The sequence below is a fragment of the Enterobacter sp. J49 genome, from assembly GCF_002148625.1.
Taxonomy (GTDB): domain Bacteria; phylum Pseudomonadota; class Gammaproteobacteria; order Enterobacterales; family Enterobacteriaceae; genus Enterobacter; species Enterobacter ludwigii.
This window is the reverse complement of sequence record NZ_MWPY01000035.1, coordinates 150,912-173,355: the sequence shown is the minus strand read 5'-3', so window position 1 is coordinate 173,355 and position 22,444 is coordinate 150,912. Positions and strand designations below refer to the sequence as shown.

22 protein-coding genes and 1 other RNA gene are annotated in these 22,444 nt (G+C 54.7%); 10 read left to right on the top strand and 13 right to left on the bottom strand.

Annotated features, from left to right (window positions below):
• Position 1 precedes the first annotated feature (1 nt).
• The 8 genes from mzrA to BJP35_RS17045 all read left to right on the top strand — a co-directional run bounded on the left by mzrA (position 2) and on the right by BJP35_RS17045 (position 4,058).
• On the top strand, positions 2-385 hold the full coding sequence (gene mzrA, locus BJP35_RS17080) for an EnvZ/OmpR regulon moderator MzrA (protein WP_020883575.1): 384 nt from the start codon (positions 2-4) through the stop codon (positions 383-385).
• A gap of 143 nt (positions 386-528) precedes the next feature.
• A complete protein-coding gene (locus tag BJP35_RS17075; RefSeq protein WP_014171729.1) occupies positions 529-897 on the top strand; it encodes a DUF1090 domain-containing protein in 369 nt (122 codons plus the stop codon).
• A gap of 29 nt (positions 898-926) precedes the next feature.
• Positions 927-1,232, top strand: coding sequence for a YqjD family protein (locus tag BJP35_RS17070; RefSeq protein ID WP_003862645.1), 306 nt, complete (start codon positions 927-929; stop codon positions 1,230-1,232).
• A 1-nt stretch (position 1,233) separates the two neighbouring features.
• Entirely contained in the window at positions 1,234-1,632 is a 399-nt protein-coding gene (locus tag BJP35_RS17065; protein ID WP_013098867.1) for a phage holin family protein, read from the top strand.
• Positions 1,629-1,925 carry a YqjK-like family protein gene (locus tag BJP35_RS17060; protein ID WP_020883574.1) on the top strand — a complete coding sequence of 99 codons (297 nt, stop codon included), beginning with the start codon at positions 1,629-1,631 and terminating at the stop codon, positions 1,923-1,925. Before BJP35_RS17065 ends, BJP35_RS17060 begins: the two co-directional genes overlap by 4 nt.
• A 209-nt stretch (positions 1,926-2,134) precedes the next feature.
• Positions 2,135-2,527: a DoxX family protein gene (locus tag BJP35_RS17055; protein WP_006178691.1), complete on the top strand. Its 393-nt coding sequence runs from the start codon at positions 2,135-2,137 to the stop codon at positions 2,525-2,527.
• A 72-nt stretch (positions 2,528-2,599) separates the two neighbouring features.
• Positions 2,600-3,586 carry a glutathione S-transferase family protein gene (locus tag BJP35_RS17050; RefSeq protein ID WP_020883573.1) on the top strand — a complete coding sequence of 329 codons (987 nt, stop codon included), beginning with the start codon at positions 2,600-2,602 and terminating at the stop codon, positions 3,584-3,586.
• A 106-nt stretch (positions 3,587-3,692) separates the two neighbouring features.
• On the top strand, positions 3,693-4,058 hold the full coding sequence (locus BJP35_RS17045) for a DUF805 domain-containing protein (RefSeq protein ID WP_014171733.1): 366 nt from the start codon (positions 3,693-3,695) through the stop codon (positions 4,056-4,058).
• Positions 4,059-4,098: 40 nt separating this feature from the next.
• On the opposite strand, the gene BJP35_RS17040 is transcribed toward BJP35_RS17045, so the two are convergent.
• Entirely contained in the window at positions 4,099-5,001 is a 903-nt protein-coding gene (locus tag BJP35_RS17040; protein WP_014171734.1) for a LysR family transcriptional regulator, read from the bottom strand.
• Between the two features lie 103 nt (positions 5,002-5,104).
• Between BJP35_RS17040 and BJP35_RS17035 the strand changes: the two genes are divergently transcribed.
• Entirely contained in the window at positions 5,105-5,806 is a 702-nt protein-coding gene (locus BJP35_RS17035; protein ID WP_047743741.1) for a pirin family protein, read from the top strand.
• A gap of 42 nt (positions 5,807-5,848) precedes the next feature.
• Here the strand turns inward: BJP35_RS17035 and BJP35_RS17030 are convergent, their stop codons facing one another.
• The 12 genes from BJP35_RS17030 to garL all read right to left on the bottom strand — a co-directional run bounded on the left by BJP35_RS17030 (position 5,849) and on the right by garL (position 20,450).
• Positions 5,849-7,150, bottom strand: coding sequence for a serine dehydratase subunit alpha family protein (locus BJP35_RS17030; RefSeq protein WP_032679024.1), 1,302 nt, complete (start codon positions 7,148-7,150; stop codon positions 5,849-5,851).
• A 20-nt stretch (positions 7,151-7,170) separates the two neighbouring features.
• A complete protein-coding gene (locus BJP35_RS17025) occupies positions 7,171-8,502 on the bottom strand; it encodes an amino acid permease (protein WP_025202948.1) in 1,332 nt (443 codons plus the stop codon).
• Between the two features lie 262 nt (positions 8,503-8,764).
• Positions 8,765-9,175 carry a Spy/CpxP family protein refolding chaperone gene (locus BJP35_RS17020; RefSeq protein ID WP_047743743.1) on the bottom strand — a complete coding sequence of 137 codons (411 nt, stop codon included), beginning with the start codon at positions 9,173-9,175 and terminating at the stop codon, positions 8,765-8,767.
• Positions 9,176-9,326: 151 nt separating this feature from the next.
• Positions 9,327-11,621, bottom strand: a complete 2,295-nt coding sequence (gene pflB / locus BJP35_RS17015) for a formate C-acetyltransferase (RefSeq protein ID WP_014171739.1) — start codon at positions 11,619-11,621, stop codon at positions 9,327-9,329.
• Between the two features lie 15 nt (positions 11,622-11,636).
• Positions 11,637-12,845, bottom strand: coding sequence for a propionate kinase (gene tdcD, locus BJP35_RS17010; protein WP_086463440.1), 1,209 nt, complete (start codon positions 12,843-12,845; stop codon positions 11,637-11,639).
• Positions 12,846-12,875: 30 nt separating this feature from the next.
• Positions 12,876-14,207, bottom strand: coding sequence for a threonine/serine transporter TdcC (gene tdcC / locus BJP35_RS17005; protein WP_014171741.1), 1,332 nt, complete (start codon positions 14,205-14,207; stop codon positions 12,876-12,878).
• 10 nt (positions 14,208-14,217) lie between these two features.
• Complete coding sequence (tdcB, locus tag BJP35_RS17000) at positions 14,218-15,207, bottom strand: bifunctional threonine ammonia-lyase/L-serine ammonia-lyase TdcB (protein WP_047743829.1); 990 nt, start codon at positions 15,205-15,207, stop codon at positions 14,218-14,220.
• Between the two features lie 116 nt (positions 15,208-15,323).
• Positions 15,324-16,244, bottom strand: a complete 921-nt coding sequence (gene tdcA, locus BJP35_RS16995) for a transcriptional regulator TdcA (RefSeq protein ID WP_014171743.1) — start codon at positions 16,242-16,244, stop codon at positions 15,324-15,326.
• 906 nt (positions 16,245-17,150) lie between these two features.
• Positions 17,151-17,529, bottom strand: an RNA gene (rnpB, locus tag BJP35_RS16990) — RNase P RNA component class A.
• A 32-nt stretch (positions 17,530-17,561) separates the two neighbouring features.
• Positions 17,562-18,707: a glycerate 2-kinase gene (gene garK, locus BJP35_RS16985; protein ID WP_086463439.1), complete on the bottom strand. Its 1,146-nt coding sequence runs from the start codon at positions 18,705-18,707 to the stop codon at positions 17,562-17,564.
• Positions 18,708-18,767: 60 nt separating this feature from the next.
• Complete coding sequence (garR, locus tag BJP35_RS16980; RefSeq protein WP_020883565.1) at positions 18,768-19,658, bottom strand: 2-hydroxy-3-oxopropionate reductase; 891 nt, start codon at positions 19,656-19,658, stop codon at positions 18,768-18,770.
• Positions 19,659-19,679: 21 nt separating this feature from the next.
• On the bottom strand, positions 19,680-20,450 hold the full coding sequence (garL, locus tag BJP35_RS16975) for a 2-dehydro-3-deoxyglucarate aldolase (protein WP_047956146.1): 771 nt from the start codon (positions 20,448-20,450) through the stop codon (positions 19,680-19,682).
• Between the two features lie 407 nt (positions 20,451-20,857).
• Here garL and garD point away from each other — a divergent pair, with 407 nt between their 5' ends.
• A complete protein-coding gene (gene garD / locus BJP35_RS16970) occupies positions 20,858-22,429 on the top strand; it encodes a galactarate dehydratase (RefSeq protein ID WP_014171748.1) in 1,572 nt (523 codons plus the stop codon).
• Positions 22,430-22,444 lie beyond the last annotated feature (15 nt).

The following is a 22,444-nucleotide window of genomic DNA, read 5'->3' as shown; positions in this document are numbered from 1 at the left end:
GATGGTTATCTCACCGCTTGCCGTGCGCCGTTTTGCCGTGGCCATGATTGCCCTGGGGTTGCTCAGCCTCATGTTCCTGGCCTGGACGACGCTTTCGCATCAGGAATCGACGCTGGCCATTCGCCCGGTGAGTCAGGGTGTCAGCGTGCCTGACGGTTTTTCGGTGTGGCATCATCTTGATGCCAACGGCATCCGCTTTAAGAGCATCACCCCGCAGGACGATGTTTTACTGATTAAGTTTGATTCCCGCGCGCAGAGTGCCGCCGCGAAAGTGGTGCTCGACCGTACGCTGCCGCACGGTTATATCATTGCCCAGCAGGAAGATGACAACCAGCCTGCAGCCTGGCTGTCACTGATTCGCGATTCGTCGCATAGATTTGGATAATTACCAGGATTCCGAATCTTTTCACTCACTTTGGTGAATCCCCCGTTTACTTACTATGCTTAAGTACGCGGAGCACCCCATGTATGTACTCCGCTTGACTCTGGATAGCGGCTCACGCCGCAACACAATGGAAGGTTTCGATAATGAAATTCCGCATTACTCTGGCTCTGGCCCTTTTTTCTTTAAGCACAGCGTCCTTCGCCAACTCTCTCTGTCAGGAGAAAGAACAGGATATTCAGCGTGAGATCAGTTATGCCGAAAAGCATAACAATCAGCATCGTGTTGAGGGTCTCAAAAAAGCGCTGAGCGAAGTGAAAGCGAACTGTTCTGACAGCAAGCTACGTGCCGATCACCAGAAAAAAATCGCTGAACAGAAGGACGAGATAGCCGAGCGCCGTCACGACCTGCAGGAAGCGAAAGAGAAAGGGGATGCGGAAAAAATTGCTAAGCGCGAGAAGAAGTTGAAAGAAGCGCAGGACGACCTGAAAGCGCTGGAAGCTCGCGATTATTGAGTTAACGGAAATCTCAACAGGAGAGAATCATGTCAAAAGATACGACGTCTGAAAATCTGCGCGCTGAACTGAAATCCCTGGCCGATACCCTGGAAGAGGTGCTGAACTCCTCTGCAGATAAGTCAAAAGAAGAGGTCAGCAAACTGCGCAGCAAAGCTGAGCAGGCGCTGAAAGAGAGCCGTTATCGCCTGGGTGAAACCGGTGATGCACTGGCGAAACAGACCCGCGAAGCGGCAGCTCGCGCGGACGAATATGTTCGCGATAATCCGTGGACGGGTGTAGGGATTGGTGCCGCGGTAGGTGTGGTACTGGGTGTCCTGCTGACGCGTCGTTAATATGGAAGATCCTCGTCACGCACAAGGGCCTGCTAATAACGTCCTCGGCATCGGCCAGCGTATTCTGACGACGCTGGTCGGGATTGCCGAAACGCGCGTCCGACTGGCAGTGGTTGAACTGGAAGAGGAGAAAGCGAACCTTTTCCAGATGCTGCTGATGCTCGGGCTTACCATGCTCTTCGCCGCGTTTGGTCTGATGAGCCTGATGGTGTTAATCATCTGGGCCATTGACCCGCAATATCGACTCAACGCGATGATTGCCACCACCGTTGTTCTGCTGGTTGCGGCATTGATTGGCGGCATATGGACGATGCGTAAAGCACGCAAATCCACTTTCCTGCGCCATACGCGCCAGGAACTGGCCAACGATCGCGCCCTGCTGGAGGATGACAAGCCGTGAGCGATAAAGCCGAACGTCAGAAGCGAAAAGCATTCCTGCTCAGTCAGATCCAGCAGCAACGGCTGGATTTGTCTGCCAGTCGTCGCGACTGGGTTGACGCGACGCGTCGTTTTGATCGTGGCTGGAATACCTTCCTGAGCCTGCGCTCATGGGCGCTGGTCGGAAGCAGCGTGATGGCTATCTGGACGGTTCGTCATCCAAATATGCTGATCCGCTGGGCCCGCCGCGGCTTTGGTGCCTGGAGCGCCTGGCGTCTGGTGAAAGCGACGATTCGTCAACAACAGCTGCGTTAGTTCTTATGCCGGGTAGCGTTTCGCTTACCCGGCACACTTTCCCCCTTCCCCGTTACTCAATATCTTTGAAGAAGATTGACAGTTTTCCTTGCTAACAATTCCCATCTGCCCCGTTTACACTCCTCTCCATCGACAGCAAAGACGCGGTATCTACCCGAATTTGCACACAAATAAAGTTCAGCCGCTGATGTGGTTTCCTGGAGAGTAAAATGAAAAAATTAGAAGATGTTGGTGTTCTGGTAGCGCGTATTCTGATGCCGGTTCTGTTTATCACCGCAGGCTGGGGCAAAATCACCGGTTATGCGGGCACGCAGCAATACATGGAAGCCATGGGTGTTCCAGGTTTCCTGCTGCCACTGACTATTCTCCTTGAGTTCGGCGGCGGCCTGGCGGTACTGTTCGGCTTCCTGACCCGCACCACGGCACTGTTTACCGCAGGCTTCACCCTGCTGACGGCGTTCATCTTCCACAGTAACTTTGCGGAAGGCGTGAACTCCCTGATGTTCATGAAAAACCTGACCATCGCGGGTGGCTTCCTGCTGCTGGCCATCACTGGCCCAGGCGCATACAGCATCGACCGCGTTCTGAATAAGAAGTGGTAAGCACGCTATACTGAATGAACACAAAGCGAGGAGATATCTCCTCGCTTTTGCTTATTGACGGAGGAGAAAAAAATGGGACAACTCGTAGACGGCGTCTGGCAGGATGTCTGGTATGACACCAAATCCACCGGGGGACGCTTCAAGCGCTCTGTTTCGGCCTTCCGTAACTGGCTAACCGCCGATGGCGCACCGGGCCCAAGCGGCGAAGGCGGCTTTGCGGCTGAGAAAGACCGTTATCATCTCTATGTTTCTCTGGCCTGCCCGTGGGCGCACCGCACGCTGATTGTGCGCAAGCTGAAAGGACTCGAATCCTTAATTCCGGTTTCGGTGGTCAACCCCCTGATGCTGGAAAACGGCTGGACGTTTGACAGTGATTTCCCGGCCGCTACCGGTGATGACCTCTACCACCACGATTTTCTCTACCAGCTCTATCTGCGCGCCGATCCGCACTACACCGGACGCGTGACCGTACCCGTGCTGTGGGACAAGAAAAACCAGACCATTGTCAGCAATGAGTCCGCAGAGATCATCCGCATGTTCAACACCGCGTTTGATGCCCACGGGGCCCGCGCCGGGGATTACTATCCGGTTGAGCTGCGCGATAAGATTGATGAGCTGAACAGCTGGATTTACGACAACGTGAATAACGGTGTCTACAAGGCCGGCTTTGCCACCAGCCAGGAAGCGTATGACGACGCAGTGGGAAAAGTGTTTGAATCGCTGGAGCGTCTTGAGCAGATCCTCGGCCAGCATCGCTACCTGACGGGCGACCGCCTGACGGAAGCAGACATTCGTCTGTGGACAACGCTGGTTCGCTTTGATCCTGTGTATGTCACCCACTTCAAGTGTGATAAACACCGCATCAGCGATTACCTGAACCTGTACGGTTTCCTGCGCGATATTTATCAGATGCCGGGCATTGCTGAAACGGTCGATTTCAACCATATCCGCACCCACTATTTCCGCAGCCATAAGACCATCAACCCGACGGGTATTATCTCTGTGGGTCCGTGGCAGGACCTGGATGAACCGCACGGTCGCGACGTGCGTTTCGGATAAATATCAAGGGCATCAATTGATGCCCTTTTTTAATTCACAATCTCCATCTATCCTTACCTCGATCGCTTAAAAAACAAGTGATTGACTGACTAATGAGGCAAGGAAAATGGACTGGTATTTAAAAGTACTGCGCAACTACATTGGATTTGGTGGCCGCGCTCGCCGTAAAGAGTACTGGATGTTCGTTCTGGTGAACTTCATCCTCATCATGGTGCTGGGTATTATCGATAAAATTCTCGGCTGGGAACGAGCCGGCGGTGAAGGTGTTCTCACCACGATTTACGGCCTGCTGGTCCTGCTTCCCTCATGGGCCGTACTGTTCCGACGGCTACACGATACCGATCGTTCAGCCTGGTGGTTACTGCTGCTGCTGATCCCGATTGTGGGCTGGCTGGTCATTCTGGTCTTCAACTGTCAGGCCGGCACACCGGGCGAAAACCGCTTCGGGCCCGATCCAAAACTCAACGCATAAAACAAAGCCCGGTGGCGTTTCGCGTACCGGGCTCGATTTTTTATTTGTTGTGATGGGCAAAGAGCTTGGGTATTTCGCGCAGGCACCACGATTTGGCCTCACCCATGCTGTCGCGCCGCCACGCCATAATGATGTCCACTTCGCTGGTGTACTCCGGGCTGACCACGCGTAGCCGCCCTTCTGCAATATCTTTTTCGACAAACGGATACGGCATCGTTGCCACGCCCAGGCCTGCCAGCAACGCCTGACGTTTGTCTTCAAGCGACGTGACGGTCAGACGCGGTTGTTTATCCAGCAACTGCACCGTTAACACCGGACGCTCGCGGGCTGTGTCTGCGACCGCGACCCCGCGGTATTTCACCCGCGTCACTTCCGAGAGCGGCTCCGGCTCCTGGTGAATCGGATGATCCGGTGCGGCGACATAGACGTTCATCACGCTGTAGAGCTTGCGGGAGTTGATTTCAGATGAGGAACGGAAGTGCATATCCGGGGCAATGACGATATCCGCCCTGCCCGTCTCCAGTCGCTCCCAGGCCCCGGCCAGCACCTCGGTGATGATCGATAACTGGGTGTTTGCTTTGTCGGCCAGCCGGTTCACCAGCGGGAACAGCGCCTCGGTGGGCACCAGCGCTTCCGTCACCAGCGTCAGATGGGTTTCCCAGCCGCGCGCCAGCGCTTCGGCGTCCGTCGTCAGCTTGTCCGCCGCTTCCAGCAGGACGCGACCACGCTCCAGCAGCATCCGTCCGACGTTAGTGAATTTTGTTCGATGACCGGAGCGGTCAAAGAGCACCACGTCCAGCTCTTCCTCCAGCTTCTGCATGGTATAGCTGAGCGCAGACGGAACGCGCCCCAGTTCATCTGCCGCCGCGGCAAAACTGCCACGCCGATCAATTGCGTCCATGACGCGAAGCGCCTCAAGCGTCAATGCTCTCTCTTTAGCCATCTCGTTCTCATTCAGGAAATTTGAACATACCGGGCAGAATATCTGGCTAACAATGAAGCGTCCATACCTTTACCATTGTTTAGTGTAAAGAGAGGTCAAGTTTATGATTACGACAAGAACAGCTAAACAGTGCGGACAAGCCGATTTCGGTTGGCTGCAGGCCCGCTACACCTTTTCCTTTGGACACTACTTTGACCCTAAACTGCTCGGTTACGCTTCATTGCGCGTATTGAATCAGGAAGTGCTCGCCCCAGGCGCGTCCTTCCAGCCGCGTACGTACCCGAAAGTCGATATCCTGAACCTGATCCTGGAAGGCGAAGCAGAATACCGCGACAGCGAGGGCAATCATGTCCAGGCGAAGGCCGGCGAAGCATTATTAATCTCCACGCAGCCGGGCATCAGTTACAGCGAGCATAACCTCAGCAAAGATAAAACGCTGACCCGTATGCAGCTGTGGCTGGATGCCTGCCCTGAGCGGGAAAACCCGCTGGTACAGAAGTTAGATTTGACGGGCGACAGGCAGCAGCTGATAGCCTCCCCGGACGGCAGTCAAGGCAGCCTGCAGTTGCGCCAGCAGGTGTGGTTGCACCATATCGAACTGAAGAAAGGGGAACAGGTGAGCTTCCAGCTTCATGGTCCGCGCGCCTATCTGCAATCGATTCACGGTACGGTGCATGCGGTGACGCATACGGAAGAGAAAGAAGCGCTCACCTGCGGTGACGGGGCGTTTATTCGCGACGAAGCGAATATCACGCTGGTTGCTGATTCGCCGCTGCGCGCGCTGTTAATTGATTTACCGGTTTAACACCCGATAATCCTCTCTCCCCGGCGGGGAGAGAGGAAACCGTTACACTTTACGTGCCATAATCTCAATAATCTGCCGGTCCGTCGCCTGCATGGAGCGGCACGCCAGCGAACACAGGTTCGCGATCGACTGCTCCACATCGTGCGCCACAATCCCTTCATTGCCCGTTACAGCCGAATCATCCAGCGCCATCATCACCGCTTTCCAGGCACTACCAACGCTGGTTGAGACCTTCATGGCACAACTGTTGGACGCGCCATCGCAGATCATCCCGCTGACATCGCCAATCATGCTGCTGATTGCCATTGAGAGCGTCTGATAGCTTCCGCCCATCAGCCAGGCCATGCCTGCCGCCGCCCCCATCGCCGCCGTGGTAGCCGCACACAGCGCCGACAGGCGCGGAAGCTGGGCGTGGATATAAATAGCCGAAAGGTGTGAAAGCATCAGCGCCCGGGCAAGACGTTCATCATCCGCCTGGACATGTTCCGCCACCACCACAACCGGCATGGTGGCCGTGATCCCCTGGTTGCCCGATCCGGAATTGCTCATTGCCGGCAGCGTCGCCCCGCCCATTCGGGCGTCCGAGGCCGCGCTGGTGCGAATGACAATATCCGAGCCCAGATCCTGCGCTATCCATCCGCGAGCGCGCTGCTTATTGAGCGTCGCGCCAATGTGCAGCCCCCATTTTCCGCTTAAACCTTCACGGGAGAGCGCATCATTTAATTGTCCGGCAGCCAGGATAAAGCGGATCGCGTCAAACGGCACCTGCTCCACAAACTCAAGGATCTGCGATAGCGTGGCGTTTGAAAGTACCGCCAGCGGGTCGTCATTCCTCTCGTCGGGTTGAGAATCAAGCGTAAAGCGGGTTTCGCCCTGACAGACAATCTCCACCACCCGCGTATGCCCACCGGCGATGGTCACCATCGCCGAGGCCTGTCCGGCGTGAACGCAGGCGCGGGAGTAGAGGATGTCATCGCACGGCTCCTGCAACTTGACCTGCACCTGGCCGGCGTCCAGCAGCGCTTTGGCACGCACCAGCGCATCGGCAGTGGCATCCTTCAGTACCTCCAGTCCGGCGTGCGCGTTGCCGCCAATGGCCCCTAGTGCCGCCGCAATCGGCAACCCGACCATCCCAGTGCCAGGTACCGTCACGCCAAGGCCATTTTTCATCAGATTCGGTGAAACCCACGCCTCAATCTGTGTGACGTCACCCGGCAGAAGCTCCGCGGCCATCGCACAAGCCAGCGCCAGAGAGATCGGCTCGGTACACCCCAGTGCAGGTTTAACTTCCTCCTGCACCGCCCGAATAAATTGATTCCATAAAGATTGAGTTTGCTCTGACATCGTTACGACCTTGTTTGCCCTTAAGAAAACGCGAGGAAAGGAGAAACACACAGCAGCAGACCGGTGATGATAATGATCACTAGCGACACGCCTTTATATTTGTGCAGCGCCGGCACTTTGTAGACCAGCCACGCCGGAATCAAACACCCCACCATACCGAAGATTGGGCTGCAAATAGAGGTGAAGCTCAGTACCGGCGCGTTTAACACAATCGCGCTCCATGCCAGCAGAATGGCAAACAGCATGATGCCGCGCTGTACGGTGTTTTCGTTGATTTTCTCTGCCGGCATTTTGCGGCGCAGAATGTTCATTACAATGCCCTGCGTCGCTTCACGAAAGCCCAGGTACACGCCGAAGAACGCGGTCATGACGGCAAAAATATTCAGGATAACGCTGACAATTTTGACCCAGCCGGCACCGTCGCCACTGATAAACTGCGCGGCAATTGCCAGTGCGGAAATATTCTGTTCGTAGGCTTTGACCGCCTCATCATGCCCCATTGCCAGGGTGAACGAGACCGCGTAGAAAAAGACCGTCACGAAGAGGATCGCGAAGGCGATGTTCATCGCCCGCAGCGCTTTATGGCGCGCCACTTCAACCGATTTTTCGCGTGAACGATAGGAGATCACCATCGGGCTTAATGTCTGAATAAACAGAATCGACGTTAAGGTAAACGGCAACGTGATAATCGCGTTTTTAATGAGTAGCCCCACGGGTGGCAGCATGCCCACGTTGGCTAAATGCCAGAGTCCAATCATCGACAACCCGAGCGCCGCCACCACAAATAACTTGGTCAGCACCATCAGGCTGGAGACTTTAAACAGCAGTTTCTCGCCACGGGAGGAGATCGCCACCAGGATGCAGATCAGGAACAGACCGTAGAACGGATTTTCAGAGAGCAGCCCCTCCGTCACGCCGAAGGTGTGTAAATAGGAGGCGCTGTCGTTGGTGATGGCGGTGGAGTAGACGAACATCCAGATAACCAGCATCACGAAATAGAGCGCACCTAATAAAATGCCCCAGTTCTTACCGAGGTAGCCGCTGATGACGCTTGGATAATCTTTGCACTCCGGCGATTCTGCCAGCGTGTTAATAAACAGCCGCTGAAACAGGTACATGGCCGGATAGCCAATCACTGACGAAAGCAGAAACACCCACAGTCCCATCAGCCCCACCTGTACCGGGAGAAAAACAATCCCCGCGCCGATGGCCATTCCGATACTCATGATGACCCAGCCCGTATCGGTGCTGTCGAATTTAATGGCCTCCTGCCACTCGCTTTCACTCATCCCTGCCCGCTTTGCCGCGGGTGAATCGTTCACAATCACACTGCTGTTTGTTGCCGTATCCATAAGGCACTCGCTTATTTTGTAGGGTAACCAGTTGTTTTTATGGGATTCTGACCACCAGCGATAATGAGCCAGACTGCTGCAGGTGTGTGTTATTGGAATGGACAAATCATACGTGGAGAGCGGGAGAAAAAAGTCACAATATTTATAAGGCTTTTCGCAAGCGAGAGAAATAAATACTCTGATATGATGAATAATCGATGTGTTTTTCTAAAAGTGATGCCGATCAAGAAATAAAAAACCCGCGACATGCGCGGGTGTGTCATCAGTTAGCCAGCGCGTTCGCCATATCGGTTTTCACCTGTTTACGCTGCTCCGCGGTCAGAACCTGGCTGACATCAAAGTAGTATTTGACGCGGTAATAGCGGGTCTGCTCTTCAATTTTACTGAACGCGGCAAGCTGGTTTTTCACCGTGCTTTCATCCCATTTTCCGGTCTGGAACATCTCGATCAGCGCACCGTCTTTCACGCCGGTCATCGGGATCTTGCTGACATTTTGTTCCAGCGTCTGATGCAGCGCGTCGATCTTCTTAATCTGATCGTTGCTCAGCTTGAGGTGTTGCACCAGCGGATCCTGCGCCGGAGAGGGGGCAGCTTCAACGTCAGCGGCCTGTGCGGCAAAACTGCACGCCACCAGCGAGGCAGTAACCAGGGTGATACGGGTCATTTTCATCATCTTACTGTCCTTACATACTGTTTCAGGGGAAAAGCAGGCGCATTGTTTTTCAGAAGCGGATGAAGATGTGTGAGTAATTATATAAACATTTTTGTATGTTCCGCGGACAAAAAAGCCCCCTTAACCAAAGGGGGCCTGTTTCAGACGACGATCACAGTGCCTGGGTAAACGTCCTTGAGATCACGTCCTGCTGCTGCTCGCGCGTCAGCGCATTAAAGCGCACCGCATACCCTGAGACACGAATGGTCAGGTTGGGATAGTTCTCCGGGTGCTCAATCGCCTCCATCAGCATCTCCCGGTTCATGACGTTAACGTTGAGGTGCTGTCCCCCCTCAATGGCCGCTTCGTGGTGGAAATACCCGTCCAGCAACCCGACAAGGTTGGTTTTGCGCACCCTCTCATCCTTGCCCAGCGCCTGAGGCACGATGGAGAAGGTGTAAGAGATCCCGTCTTTCGCATAGGTAAACGGCAGCTTAGCGACGGAGGTTAACGAGGCCACCGCCCCTTTCCTGTCTCGTCCGTGCATCGGGTTCGCGCCCGGTGCGAATGGCGTACCGCCGCGGCGTCCGTCCGGCGTATTGCCGGTTTTCTGGCCGTAGACCACATTCGACGTAATGGTCAGGATCGACTGGGTCGGCACCGCGTTGCGGTAGGTCGGCAGCGCCTGAATTTTCTTCATAAAGCGTTCCACCAGGTCACAGGCAATGCTGTCCACGCGGTCATCATTGTTACCGTACTGCGGGTAGTCCCCTTCAATCACAAAATCGACCGCCAGGCCGGTATGGTCGCGTACGGGTTTTACCGTGGCGTATTTGATGGCGGACAGCGAGTCCGCCGCCACCGACAACCCGGCGATACCGCAGGCCATGGTGCGGTAAACGTCCCGGTCGTGCAGCGCCATCAGTGAGGCTTCGTAGCTGTACTTATCGTGCATGTAATGAATGAGATTCAGCGCGCTAATGTACTGCACCGCCAGCCAGTCCATAAAGTGATCCAGGCTCGCCATCACGGTGTCGTAATCCAGCACCTCATCCAGCAGCGGCGCGGTTTTCGGCCCGACCTGGATCTTCAGCTTCTCATCCACCCCGCCGTTGATCGCGTACAGCAGCGTTTTCGCCAGGTTAGCGCGGGCGCCAAAGAACTGCATTTGCTTGCCGATCACCATCGGACTGACGCAGCAGGCAATGGCGTAGTCGTCGCTGTTGAAATCCACGCGCATCAGGTCGTCGTTCTCATACTGCAGCGACGAGGTGTCGATCGACATTTGTGCAGCGTACTTCTTGAATGCGACGGGCAGTTGTTCGGACCACAGGATCGTCAGGTTTGGCTCCGGTGCAGGTCCCATCGTGTGCAGGGTATGCAGGTAACGGAAGCTGTTTTTGGTGACCAGCGTGCGGCCATCCAGCCCCATTCCGCCAATCACTTCGGTGGCCCAGACAGGATCGCCGGAGAAGAGCGTGTCGAACTCCGGAGTACGCAGGAAGCGCACCATGCGGATCTTCATGATGAAATGATCGATCAGTTCCTGCGCCTGGATCTCACTCAGGCGACCCGCCTGCATATCGCGTTCGATATAAATATCCAGGAACGAGGCCGTGCGTCCCAGCGACATCGCCCCGCCGTTCTGGGATTTCACCGCGGCCAGATAGGCAAAGTAAACCCACTGTACCGCTTCCTGCGCATTCATCGCCGGGCGAGAAATATCGAAGCCATAGTTCGCTGCCATCTGCTGGATCTGCAGCAGTGCGCGTTTGTGTTCCGCCAGCTCTTCACGCAGGCGGATCGTCGCCTCCAGATCTTCACCCCGTTCGAGTTTGCCCTGCAGATCCGCGAACTGGCGCTCACGCTCGTGCACCAGATAGCGGATGCCGTACAGCGCCACGCGGCGGTAATCGCCGATGATGCGCCCGCGTCCGTAGCCGTCCGGTAGCCCGGTCAGCACGCCTGATTTACGACAGCGCATCATCTCGGGGGAGTAAACGTCAAAGACACCCTGATTATGGGTTTTGCGCAGTTCGGTAAAAAGATATTCGAACTGCGGATCCATCTCGCGGCCATAGGCTTCGAATGAACTGCGGATCATATTGATCCCGCCGTACGGATGCAGCGCACGTTTGAGCGGCTTATCGGTTTGCAGGCCGACGATCGTCTCCAGCTGCTGGTCAATATAGCCCGGTCCGTGGGCCGTGATGGTAGTGGCAATGTTGGTGTCAAAATCCACCGGCGCATGGGTGGCATTCTCCTGACGAATGCCCACCATTACCTTCTCCCAGAGCGCCGTCGTTGCTGGCGTCGCCTGCGCGAGGAAAGTTTCGTCGCCTTCATAAGGGGTATAGTTATGCTGAATAAAATCGCGCACGTTGACGGTGTCTTTCCACTCTTCACCGCGAAACCCGGCCCATGCGTCGCTGTAAGGGGCAACGCGCGTATCGATTGCTACTTTCATGAATTTCTCGCTCTGTCAGGCATAAGCCGCAGCCGGAGTGACCTTCCCAAGACGGAGGGCATCCAGCGCGATCATTTTTTCTTCGTTGGTTGGGATCACCGCGCAGGCCACGCGGGACGAATCGGTAGTGATCACACGCTCACCTGCGCTGCCCGGCAGGGCATTTTTGGCTTCATCGAGGGTGATGCCAAAGACGGCCAGGTGTTCCGCCACCAGCGTGCGGATCAGTCTGGAGTTCTCACCAATCCCGCCGGTGAACACCACACCGTCCAGGCGGTGTAACGACGCCGCGTGCCCGGCAATATGCCGTGCGATACGGTGAACAAAGGTCTGGATCGCCAGCTGTGCCCGCTGATGTCCCTCATGCCAGGCCTTTTCGAGGGCTCGCAGATCGGAGGATATTCCCGAGATCCCCAGCAGGCCGGACTCTTTATTGACGACGCGTTCCAGATCCTCAAATGACTGTCCGGTCTGTTGGGCTATCCAGGCCATGGCGCCGAAATCAACGTCGCCACAGCGGGTTCCCATGATCAGCCCTTCCAGCGGCGTCATGCCCATGGAGGTATCCACGCTCTCACCATTGCGTACCGCGCAGATGGATGCCCCGTTGCCGAGATGGGCAATCACCAGCCCGCTGTCCTCAGGCGAAATCCCGAGCAGGGCATGCGCCTGCCCGGCAACGTAGCGGTGGGACGTACCGTGGAAGCCATAGCGCCGCACGCCAAGCTCTTCAAAATAGCGGTACGGCAGCCCGTACAGATAGGCCTGCGGGGCCAGCGTCTGGTGGAAGCTGGTGTCAAACACCGCCACCTGCTGTATGCCCGGAAACAGGCGTTCGGCTGCCTCGACGCCGCTTAAGTTGGCGTAGTTATGCAGCGGTGCCAGCGAGGAAACCTGACGGATCTGCTCAATAACCTGTTCCGTGATAAGGGTCGACTCGCTGAAGAGGTCGCCGCCGTGCGCAATACGATGGCCAATCAGGGCCACGCTGCTCATCAGGTCACGCTTCTCCAGCTCCAGGGCGATGGCTGCCAGCGCCCCTTCGTAGTCATGGTGAGCCAGTCTGGCTGGCTCACCCCCGTTCACGGAAATAAAGGTTTTTTCAGTGTTAATCCCGTCTGCAATGCCCGTCATCAGGGCATCACAACTGCTGGCATCGAGTACTGAAAACTTAACAGAGGACGATCCGCAGTTAATAACCAATACAACCGGAAACTCAATCATGGTGTTACTCCGCTCTTCCTGAGCCAGGGTTTAGAACAGTTTGTAGACGATGTTCAGGATGGTCAGCAGGCCCACAACCGTGACGAAGATGTTCTCGGGTCTGCCCTTATATTTCGCCATTGCCGGCGCTTTACGAATGGCATACATCGGCAACAGGCACAGCAGAGAGGCGATGATTGGCGCCCCCATGGCTTCGATAAGGTCGAGAATGTTCGGGTTGGCATAGGCAACGACCCAGGTCGACCCCATGATGAATACCATGCTGATGGTGTTCAGTTTGCCTACGGAGACTTTCTTCTTATCGCCCTTATAACCGAACTTCAGGATCAGGCCGTTCAGCCCTTCCAGCGTGCCCAGATAGTGGCCGAAGAAGGATTTGAAGATAGCGACCAGCGCAATGATGGAGGCACCGTATTCCAGCACCGTAGCAAACGTTGATTTAGTGCCTGACATGGTCGCAAAGTGGTTCGCCAGGTAAGAGAGCACGGGAATATTCTGCGCTTTGGCATCGGCCATGTTCTGCGGCGAGAGCGTGAACAGGCAGCTAAAGGCGAAGAACATCACCACCGCGACCATCAGCAAGCTGGCGCGACCGATGATTTTGGAACATTTCTGCTCGGTAAACGCTTTACCGAACTCGGGTTCGTACTCTTCACGTTTCGAGACCACAAACGAGGAGACGATGGGCGAGAAGTTGAAGGAGAAGACCATGATGGAGATCCCCAGCCAGACCGTCACCAGAATGCCGTCATGCCCGGTAAACGCGATATCGCTCAGATTGACCTGGTCAATCACCGACGAGTTCCAGTAAGGGATCAGCGACAGGGAAATCAGCACCAGGCTGGCGATAAACGGGAACACCAGGAAGCTCATCACCTTCACCATCAGGTCTTTACCAAACCAGATAACAAAGGCCATCAGCAGCAGCAGGAACAGCGCCACCACGCCGCGGTTAAGCGCGGGCAGCTGGAGCTGGTTTTCCCAGAAGGTCATAAAGGTGTTCGTAATGGTGACGCCGTAAATCCACAGCAGCGGGCAAATGGCGAAGAAGTAGAGGAACGTGATCACCACCCCACCGGTCTTACCAAAATGCTCTTCCACCGTTTCGGTGATGTTGCCAGACACGTTACTGCCGGACAGACACAGGCGTGCCAGCGCCCGGTGGCAATAAAACGCAATCGGGAAAGCGAGAACCAGCATCAGCAGGATAGGAATCAAGCCGCCGAAGCCTGCGCGAATCGGGAAGAACAGCACACCTGCGCCAATGGCGGTTCCAAACAGGCCAAGCGTCCAGGTGGTATCAGACTTACGCCAGGAGGACGTTTTTGTCTGGCCAACGATAATGCTTTCTGTGTTGCTCATAGTTCATCCTTTATGCGTCAACGAAGCCGGTAATTTGGGATACGCGGGAGAGATCGATATTGCCGCCGGAAATAATGCAGACGGTTTTACGACCCTGAATATAGTGATCAAGCTTGCCGCTTAATAACGCCGCACAGGCCAGTGCGCCAGCACCTTCTGTAACCACTTTATTTCGCTGAATGAGGGCAATCATGCTGTTACGAATATCGTCTTCGCTGACCAGCACAATGTCATCGACTAATTCACGAACAATCTCGAAGGTTAATTTACCCGGGCGAGACACATCACATCCGTCGGCTAATGTCCCGGTAACGCGGTGGTTAATGATTTCTCCTGCCTGATACGATGTGGCCATTCCATGTACGTTTTCAGACTGCACGCCGATAATATTAATGGTCGGGTTGATGGATTTAATGGCCGTTGCAATTCCGGCAATTAAACCGCCACCGCCGATGGGTACAATCACGTTATCCACATCATACAAATCTTCGAGAATTTCCAGACCAATGGTGCCCTGGCCGGCAATCACTTTCGGATCGTCATACGGTGGGATAAAAATGCGTCCTTCCAGCTCCACGATTTCGCTGACTTTGGCGATGGTGTCGTTGAAGTTTTCGCCGTGCAGCACCACTTCAGCCGAGTAGTCACGGGTGGCGGCGACTTTAGATTTCGGCGCGCCCATCGGCATGACCACTTTGCCGTCGATACCGAGCATTGCACAGGAGAGCGACACGCCCTGCGCGTGGTTGCCTGCAGAACAGGCGACCACGCCTTTACGTTTTTCAGCTTCGGTCAGCGAACTTAATTTATTAAACGCACCGCGGATCTTGAAGGAGCCAGTACGCTGCATATTTTCAAACTTCAGGAATATCTCACCTTTACAGCGTTCGCTGAGATAATTTGAGCGCGGCATGCCGGTTTTATATATTTTGCCTGCCAGTCGTTTTCTGGCGTCCTGAATATCTTCAATGGTCACCGGGAGATCGTAGGTAATATGCATAATATCCTCGTTATAATAATTCATTTTCTTCAGGCAAAGTCAGGGTATCAGAGCACGGATAAAATAAGCTCTGGGTGTTTTTAAAAAGGTTAACGCGTTATCAGAGGGTTATTTAATCATCGTCGTCTTTCACTGGTCAGTGACGCGTATTGTTTTGCCAGTTCGACTAACACTGACGCCGATTTCTTAATTCTGTAATTTTTTGACCACACGGCGGCATAACGCGCTATGGGTAATTCATCTTCCACCGGCAGTACAATAAACTGGTCGGAACCGAATGGCGCAATCATGTCGCGGGGAATAACCGTCAGGTAATCGGCATTCAGGACAAGGTTGTAAATGGTCACGACGGAATCGGTCTGGACGATGTTTTCAATGCTGATGTGATTGTCTTGCAGGGTGGTCAGAAGTTCTTTGTAGTAGCCCATATCGGTTTGCGGCATCACCCACTGTTCATCCGTGAGTGATGCCAGTGTAGTCGAGCCGGTGCACGTTCGTGATTTGTTGGCTACCAGGACAAACTCAGACTCAAACAGCGGCTCGACGTGAAGATCCTGCAGCAGCATTTCATCACTTAAGGTGCCTATGGCAAAATCCAGCCGGCCGTCGCGAATGGCCGGCAGGAAAGAGGACAGCTGAGCTTCGTACATCGAGACGCGCGCTTTCGGGAACACTTCCTTGAATTTTTTGATCATTTCGGACAGGAAGGTGAAGCCAATGAGCGACGGGTAACCAAATGAGACATCCATGACGGTACTGAAACTGAGGCTGTTAATCTCGCTCACCATGTTTTTCATCTCACGGGTGATCGACTCAGAGTACGAGAGTAATACCTGGCCTGCCGCAGTCAGTTTAACGCCGGTGTTTTTGCGCACCATGACTTCAACGCCAAAGTAAGATTCGATATCGCTGATAATTTTGCTGACGGCAGGTTGCGTCAGGCCCAGTTGTCTTGCAGCAGAACCAATGGAGCCACTTTTAATGACTTCCTGAAATACCACGAGGTGCTGTGTTTTCGGTAGAATAATAGTGTTCATAATATTCTGCGCTTATTTCCCTATGACGGGGTGGATTCTACTCAATATGGCTGACGGGGGTATGTGCTGTTACTCACAATTTGCTTTTTCACACCCTTAACCAGCATAACGGCAACCCTTTAAAACACCTTATTATCAATGAGTTACATTAAAATAAATACGCCATAACGCTGATATTGATCAACAAAAAGAGCAGTAATAAATTTATTTTATGGCGATAACACAGGTAAATTTTTCGGCGTTAAAAAAATCGATAAAGACTATCTTTCAGGCAATTAAAGATTAATAAATAACCGTAATTCGTTTAAAACATTCTTTCAATTTATCAAATTTGTCAGGGGTGATTTTGCTGACTTTCGGGAAACAGTGGAATGCATCACACATTCATGAGCTAAATGTTTTTGAATTCAATATACATATATCAAATAAGAAAACATTCACGATCATAAAAGCAACATTCATAACAAATTAACAATACTGCAGAATCAGGATTATTTAGCGCGAAATTTTGTGATTACGATCGCCAGCAGATGTGAAAAAGAGACTGAAGGGGTGAAAGCAGTGAAATGTGCTTAATGTCGCAAATATGAGAATTGATGTCGTGTGAGCGATGCATCGGGTGGCACTTGCTTGCAATTTCTAAGGCCGATAAAAGAAAAACCCCGCCGAAGCGGGGTTGTGTAAAAAATTGAAGCTGGCCGATAAGCCGCGTTCTTTCTTAGAAATCGGAGTGGACAGTCATTCATCTCATTTAGCGCAGATAGCAAAAACCCCGCCGAAGCGGGGTTTTGTAAGAAGTTGAAGCTGACCGATAAGCCGCGTTCTTTCTTAGAAAGCGGAGTGGACAGTCATTCATCTCATTTAGCGCAGATAGCAAAAACCCCGCCGAAGCGGGGTTTTGTAAGAAGTTGAAGCTGACCGATAAGCCGGGTTCTGTCGTGGACAGTCATTCATCTAGGCCAGCAATCGCTCACTGGCTCAAGCAGCCTACCCGGGTTCAGTACGGGCCGTACCATGTGAACCCCTATTTGGCCTTGCTCCGGGTGGAGTTTACCGTGCCACGGACTGTTGCCAGCCGCGCGGTGCGCTCTTACCGCACCCTTTCACCCTTACCTGATCCCGCTTGCGCGGGCCATCGGCGGTTTGCTCTCTGTTGCACTGGTCGTGGGTTTCCCCCCCAGGCGTTACCTGGCACCCTGCCCTATGGAGCCCGGACTTTCCTCCCCTCCGCCCGTCTCCCCCCGAAAGGGGACGACGACGAAGCGGCGACTGTCTGGTCAGCTTCGGCGCGCAGTATAGAGGGTTTGTGCCCCGCTGTCACCCTTGGGCGTGCATCCCTATCTGCAAAGTGGCGGCGATATTGCGCGAGGCGCGGTAAATATTGTCAAACGCCCCACGGTAAGCCTCTTCCAGCGACTCGACGCGGCTCAGCACGCTGAATACCGCATCGATGCCATACTGATGCACGACCCCCACATCCCGGGTCAGACTGCCGGCAATGCCGATCACCGGCTTATGGTATTTTTTGGCGATACGGGCGATACCGACGGGCACTTTGCCCTGAATGCTCTGGCTGTCAATGCGCCCTTCGCCCGTCAGTACCAGCGTGCAGTCGTGAATATGTTCTTCGAGGTTAAGTGCCTGGGTGACAATCTCAATACCGCTCTTCAGTTCCGCGCCGAGGAAGGCCATCAGGGCAGCCCCCATGCCCCCCGCGGCACCCGCACCGGGAACCTGTTTCACGTCAATTCGCAGAGATTTTTTTATCACATCGGCATAGTGGCTGAGGTTAGCGTCGAGAGTGAGGATCATCTCCTCTGTCGCCCCTTTTTGCGGGCCAAAGATACGGGAAGCACCTCTCTCGCCAACCAGCGGATTCGTGACGTCGCACGCGACGTGGATTGTGCAATCTTTTAGCCTGGCGTCGAGGCCGGAGAGATCGACGCTGTTGAGCGCCATCAGGCTGCCGCCGCCATAACCCATTTCAGTACCGTTGGCGTCGCAGAGCGTGGCCCCCAGCGCCTGCATCATTCCGGCGCCGCCGTCGTTGGTGGCACTGCCGCCAATGCCGATAATAATATGTCGGGCACCTGTATCCAGCGCGCTGAGAATAAGCTCCCCGGTACCCCGGGACGTGGTGACGAGTGGGTTACGTTGGGTGGCCGGGACCAGTGCCAGACCGCTGGCGGCGGCCATCTCAATAAATGCCGTGCGGCCATCGCCGGACATGCCCCAGCGGGCGTTTACCTGTTCACCCAACGGGCCCGTGACCCTGGCATACTGTTCTGTCCCCTGGGTGGCGGCGATCATCGCGTCAACCGTACCTTCCCCGCCGTCAGCAACCGGCACCGAAACATAAAGTGCGTCGGGGAAAATTTCCCGAAATCCTTTTTCAATCGCCTGAGCAACCCCGGAGGCAGAAAGGCTTTCTTTCCAGGAATCTGGCGCGATTACGATTTTCATAGTTGTCGCCTGTTACCGCACTCGGCAAAAATAGCGGACGCGTTCCCGCGTCCGTTTTTATTAGCGAGAGACTTCCACCTTCGCCAGTTTTTCGTAGTAGCACGCAATCGCGCTGTGGTCGGCAGTGCCCAGACCATCCGCTCGCAGGGCCTGCATCATCTCCATGACGGCGGCGGTCAGCGGCAGCTGCGCGCCCACGCCGTGAGAGGTATCCAGGGCATTCGCCAGATCTTTAATGTGCAGGTCGATTCTGAAACCGGGCTTGAAGTTACGATCCATCACCATGGGCGCTTTGGCATCCAGCACGGTGCTGCCCGCCAGGCCGCCACGGATCGCCTGATACACCAGATCAGGGTTAACGCCCGCTTTGGTGGCCAGCGTCAGCGCTTCCGACATTGCGGCAATGTTCAGCGCCACAATCACCTGGTTTGCCAGCTTGGTGACGTTACCCGCCCCGATATCGCCGGTATGCACCACGGATCCCGCCATGGCTTTCATCAGGTCGTAGTATTTGTCGAAAACAGCTTTGTCGCCGCCAACCATCACCGACAGGGTGCCGTCGATGGCTTTGGGCTCTCCGCCGCTGACCGGGGCATCCAGCATATCGACGCCCTTCGCGTTTAGCGCCTCACTGATTTCACGGCTTGCCAGCGGCGCGATAGAACTCATGTCAATTACCACCAGGCCGGGTTTGGCACCGTCAATGATGCCGTTCTCCCCCAGGGCCACCTCTTTCACATGCGGGGAGTTTGGCAGCATGGTGATAATGACATCGCACTGCTCAGCAATCGCTTTGGCGTTTGCTGCGGTTTCTGCGCCTGCGGCAATCACCTCGGCCACGGCTTGCGGATTATGGTCTGCAACCACCAGGGAGTAACCTGCTTTGATGAGGTTTTTACTCATGGGTTTACCCATGATCCCAAGGCCAATAAAACCCACTTTCAGCGTCATAATTCGTTTCCTCAATGATGGTTATTTTTTAAAGGCGTCCGCTAACTTCTGCGTGGCCGAGCGGAATACGCCGAGGTCGCTACCGACGGCAACGAAGGTCGCGCCCCACTCCAGATAGCGGCGGGCATCAGCCTCAACCGGCGCCAGAATGCCGCACGGTTTGCCGTGCGCGTTGGCACGGGCAAAGATGTGCTGAATAGCGCGCTGCACCTCAGAATGACCCGCATTGCCCAGATGGCCGAATGCCGCAGCAAGATCGCTTGGACCAACGAAGATGCCATCCACACCGTCGGTGGCAGCGATAGCGTCGACGTTATCGACCCCCTGCTGGCTCTCAATCTGTACCAGGATGGTGATGTTGCTGTTGGACTGTGTGAAGTAGTCCGGGACGGTGCCAAACATGTTGGCGCGATGGGAAACGGAGACCCCGCGGATCCCTTCCGGCGGATAACGTGTTGACGCCACGGCCTGCACCGCCTCCTCTTCCGTTTCCACAAACGGGATCAGGAAGTTGTAGAACCCAATATCCAGCAGACGTTTGATGATTACCGGCTCGTTGGTCGGGACGCGAACCACTGGCGCGCTATGGCTCCCTTTGAGCGCCATTAACTGCGGAATAAAGGTGCTGATATCGTTCGGCGCATGTTCGCCGTCCAGCACCAGCCAGTCGAAACCGGCCAGGCCCAGTACTTCGGTGCTGATGGGGCTTGCCAGCGCGGACCAGCAGCCAATCTGGATCTGGTGCGCCGCGAGGGCCGCTTTAAACTTATTCGGGAAGATATCATTATTCATCACGTTTACCTTTTTAATTCCGCAGTCTTATTCAGGTTCATATTTATATTTTCAGACGCAGCGTCAGCGTTATATTTATTTCCTGACATAATTTAGGCGTTATAAAATCGTCATTCAGTATAATCCTCACGTCATGACAGCACATTGTTTTAATGCTCAAGCATTGCGGCGTGTTTTGATAATATTTTGAGCATATGCACAACGCGATGGGCGCTGATGCACAGAATCAGGCATTGCTGGCCGGGTGGCATCTGCGCCGGGTTTAAGGAGCGATCGGGATCACATTTTGATATCTCGTCTCCTGACATTCTTTATTGACTCAAGCCGCATCTTTATTTCTGCGATAAGAAAATAAACATCCCCTGGCTGCATTTACTATCAGACATTTTGCTGGAGAATATTGAACAATGGCCGACATTGAAATTCGACAAGCGTCGCCGACGGCGTTCTATATCAAAGTTCACGACACGGATAATGTGGCGATAATTGTTAACGACAACGGTCTAAAAGCGGGCACTCGTTTCCCGGATGGGCTGGAGCTGACTGAACATATTCCGCAGGGGCATAAAGTCGCTCTGGTGGATATCCCGGCCCACGGTGAAATCGTGCGGTATGGCGAAGTTATCGGGTATGCGGTTCGCGCTATTCCTCAGGGGAGCTGGATTGAGGAGTCGCTGGTTGAGCTACCCGAAGCGCCGCCGCTGAACACGCTCCCCCTGGCCACCCGGGTTCCTGAGCCACTGCCCCCACTGGAAGGGTACACATTCGAAGGGTACAGGAATGCGGACGGCAGCGTAGGCACCAAGAATCTGCTCGGTATCACCACCAGCGTGCACTGTGTGGCAGGCGTGGTGGATTACGTGGTGAAAATCATTGAGCGCGACCTGCTACCGAAATACCCGAATGTCGACGGCGTGGTAGGTCTGAACCATCTGTACGGCTGCGGCGTGGCCATCAATGCTCCGGCGGCCGTGGTACCGATTCGTACCATCCATAATATCGCCCTGAACCCGAATTTCGGTGGCGAAGTGATGGTCATTGGTCTCGGTTGCGAAAAGCTGCAGCCAGAGCGTCTGTTGCAGGGCACCGAAGATGTGAATGCCATTCCGGTCGACGAGGCCAGCATTGTTCGTTTACAGGATGCGCATCACGTCGGATTCCGTTCAATGGTTGACGATATCCTTCAGGTGGCGGAGCGCCATCTGGAAAAACTGAACCAGCGCCAGCGCGAGACCTGCCCGGCATCAGAGCTGGTGATAGGCACCCAGTGCGGCGGCAGCGATGCGTTTTCAGGCGTCACGGCGAACCCGGCGGTGGGCTATGCCTCGGATCTGTTTGTCCGCTGTGGCGCCACGGTGATGTTCTCCGAAGTGACCGAAGTGCGTGATGCCATCCATTTGCTCACCCCACGCGCCATTAATGAAGAGGTGGGCAAACGCCTGCTTGAGGAGATGGCCTGGTACGATAACTATCTCGACATGGGACAAACCGATCGCAGCGCCAACCCCTCTCCAGGCAATAAAAAAGGCGGTCTGGCGAACGTGGTGGAAAAAGCCCTCGGCTCGATTGCCAAATCCGGCCAGAGCGCCATAGTTGAAGTGCTCTCCCCGGGCCAGCGCCCCACCAGACGCGGCCTGATTTACGCCGCGACCCCTGCCAGCGACTTTGTCTGTGGCACACAGCAGGTGGCATCCGGCATTACGGTGCAGGTCTTTACCACCGGGCGCGGCACACCGTACGGGCTGATGGCGGTACCGGTGATTAAAATGGCCACCCGTACCGAGCTGGCAAACCGCTGGTATGACCTAATGGACATCAACGCGGGCACCATTGCCACTGGCGAAGAGAGTATCGAGGATGTCGGCTGGAAGCTGTTCCACTTCATTCTGGACGTGGCAAGCGGCCGTAAGAAGACATTCTCCGATCAATGGGGATTACATAACCAGCTGGCGGTGTTTAACCCGGCACCGGTGACGTGATCGTTTTCCCCCTCT

What these genes read in the sequence shown, in the direction of transcription:
- mzrA (WP_020883575.1), top strand. Translation starts at nt 2, where the DNA reads ATGGTTATCTCACCGCTTGCCGTGCGCCGTTTTGCCGTGGCCATGATT.
- BJP35_RS17075 (WP_014171729.1), top strand. Translation starts at nt 529, where the DNA reads ATGAAATTCCGCATTACTCTGGCTCTGGCCCTTTTTTCTTTAAGCACA.
- BJP35_RS17070 (WP_003862645.1), top strand. Translation starts at nt 927, where the DNA reads ATGTCAAAAGATACGACGTCTGAAAATCTGCGCGCTGAACTGAAATCC.
- BJP35_RS17065 (WP_013098867.1), top strand. Translation starts at nt 1,234, where the DNA reads ATGGAAGATCCTCGTCACGCACAAGGGCCTGCTAATAACGTCCTCGGC.
- BJP35_RS17055 (WP_006178691.1), top strand. Translation starts at nt 2,135, where the DNA reads ATGAAAAAATTAGAAGATGTTGGTGTTCTGGTAGCGCGTATTCTGATG.
- BJP35_RS17050 (WP_020883573.1), top strand. Translation starts at nt 2,600, where the DNA reads ATGGGACAACTCGTAGACGGCGTCTGGCAGGATGTCTGGTATGACACC.
- BJP35_RS17045 (WP_014171733.1), top strand. Translation starts at nt 3,693, where the DNA reads ATGGACTGGTATTTAAAAGTACTGCGCAACTACATTGGATTTGGTGGC.
- BJP35_RS17040 (WP_014171734.1), bottom strand. Translation starts at nt 5,001, where the DNA reads ATGGCTAAAGAGAGAGCATTGACGCTTGAGGCGCTTCGCGTCATGGAC.
- BJP35_RS17035 (WP_047743741.1), top strand. Translation starts at nt 5,105, where the DNA reads ATGATTACGACAAGAACAGCTAAACAGTGCGGACAAGCCGATTTCGGT.
- BJP35_RS17030 (WP_032679024.1), bottom strand. Translation starts at nt 7,150, where the DNA reads ATGTCAGAGCAAACTCAATCTTTATGGAATCAATTTATTCGGGCGGTG.
- BJP35_RS17025 (WP_025202948.1), bottom strand. Translation starts at nt 8,502, where the DNA reads ATGGATACGGCAACAAACAGCAGTGTGATTGTGAACGATTCACCCGCG.
- BJP35_RS17020 (WP_047743743.1), bottom strand. Translation starts at nt 9,175, where the DNA reads ATGATGAAAATGACCCGTATCACCCTGGTTACTGCCTCGCTGGTGGCG.
- pflB (WP_014171739.1), bottom strand. Translation starts at nt 11,621, where the DNA reads ATGAAAGTAGCAATCGATACGCGCGTTGCCCCTTACAGCGACGCATGG.
- tdcD (WP_086463440.1), bottom strand. Translation starts at nt 12,845, where the DNA reads ATGATTGAGTTTCCGGTTGTATTGGTTATTAACTGCGGATCGTCCTCT.
- tdcC (WP_014171741.1), bottom strand. Translation starts at nt 14,207, where the DNA reads ATGAGCAACACAGAAAGCATTATCGTTGGCCAGACAAAAACGTCCTCC.
- tdcB (WP_047743829.1), bottom strand. Translation starts at nt 15,207, where the DNA reads ATGCATATTACCTACGATCTCCCGGTGACCATTGAAGATATTCAGGAC.
- tdcA (WP_014171743.1), bottom strand. Translation starts at nt 16,244, where the DNA reads ATGAACACTATTATTCTACCGAAAACACAGCACCTCGTGGTATTTCAG.
- garK (WP_086463439.1), bottom strand. Translation starts at nt 18,707, where the DNA reads ATGAAAATCGTAATCGCGCCAGATTCCTGGAAAGAAAGCCTTTCTGCC.
- garR (WP_020883565.1), bottom strand. Translation starts at nt 19,658, where the DNA reads ATGACGCTGAAAGTGGGTTTTATTGGCCTTGGGATCATGGGTAAACCC.
- garL (WP_047956146.1), bottom strand. Translation starts at nt 20,450, where the DNA reads ATGAATAATGATATCTTCCCGAATAAGTTTAAAGCGGCCCTCGCGGCG.
- garD (WP_014171748.1), top strand. Translation starts at nt 20,858, where the DNA reads ATGGCCGACATTGAAATTCGACAAGCGTCGCCGACGGCGTTCTATATC.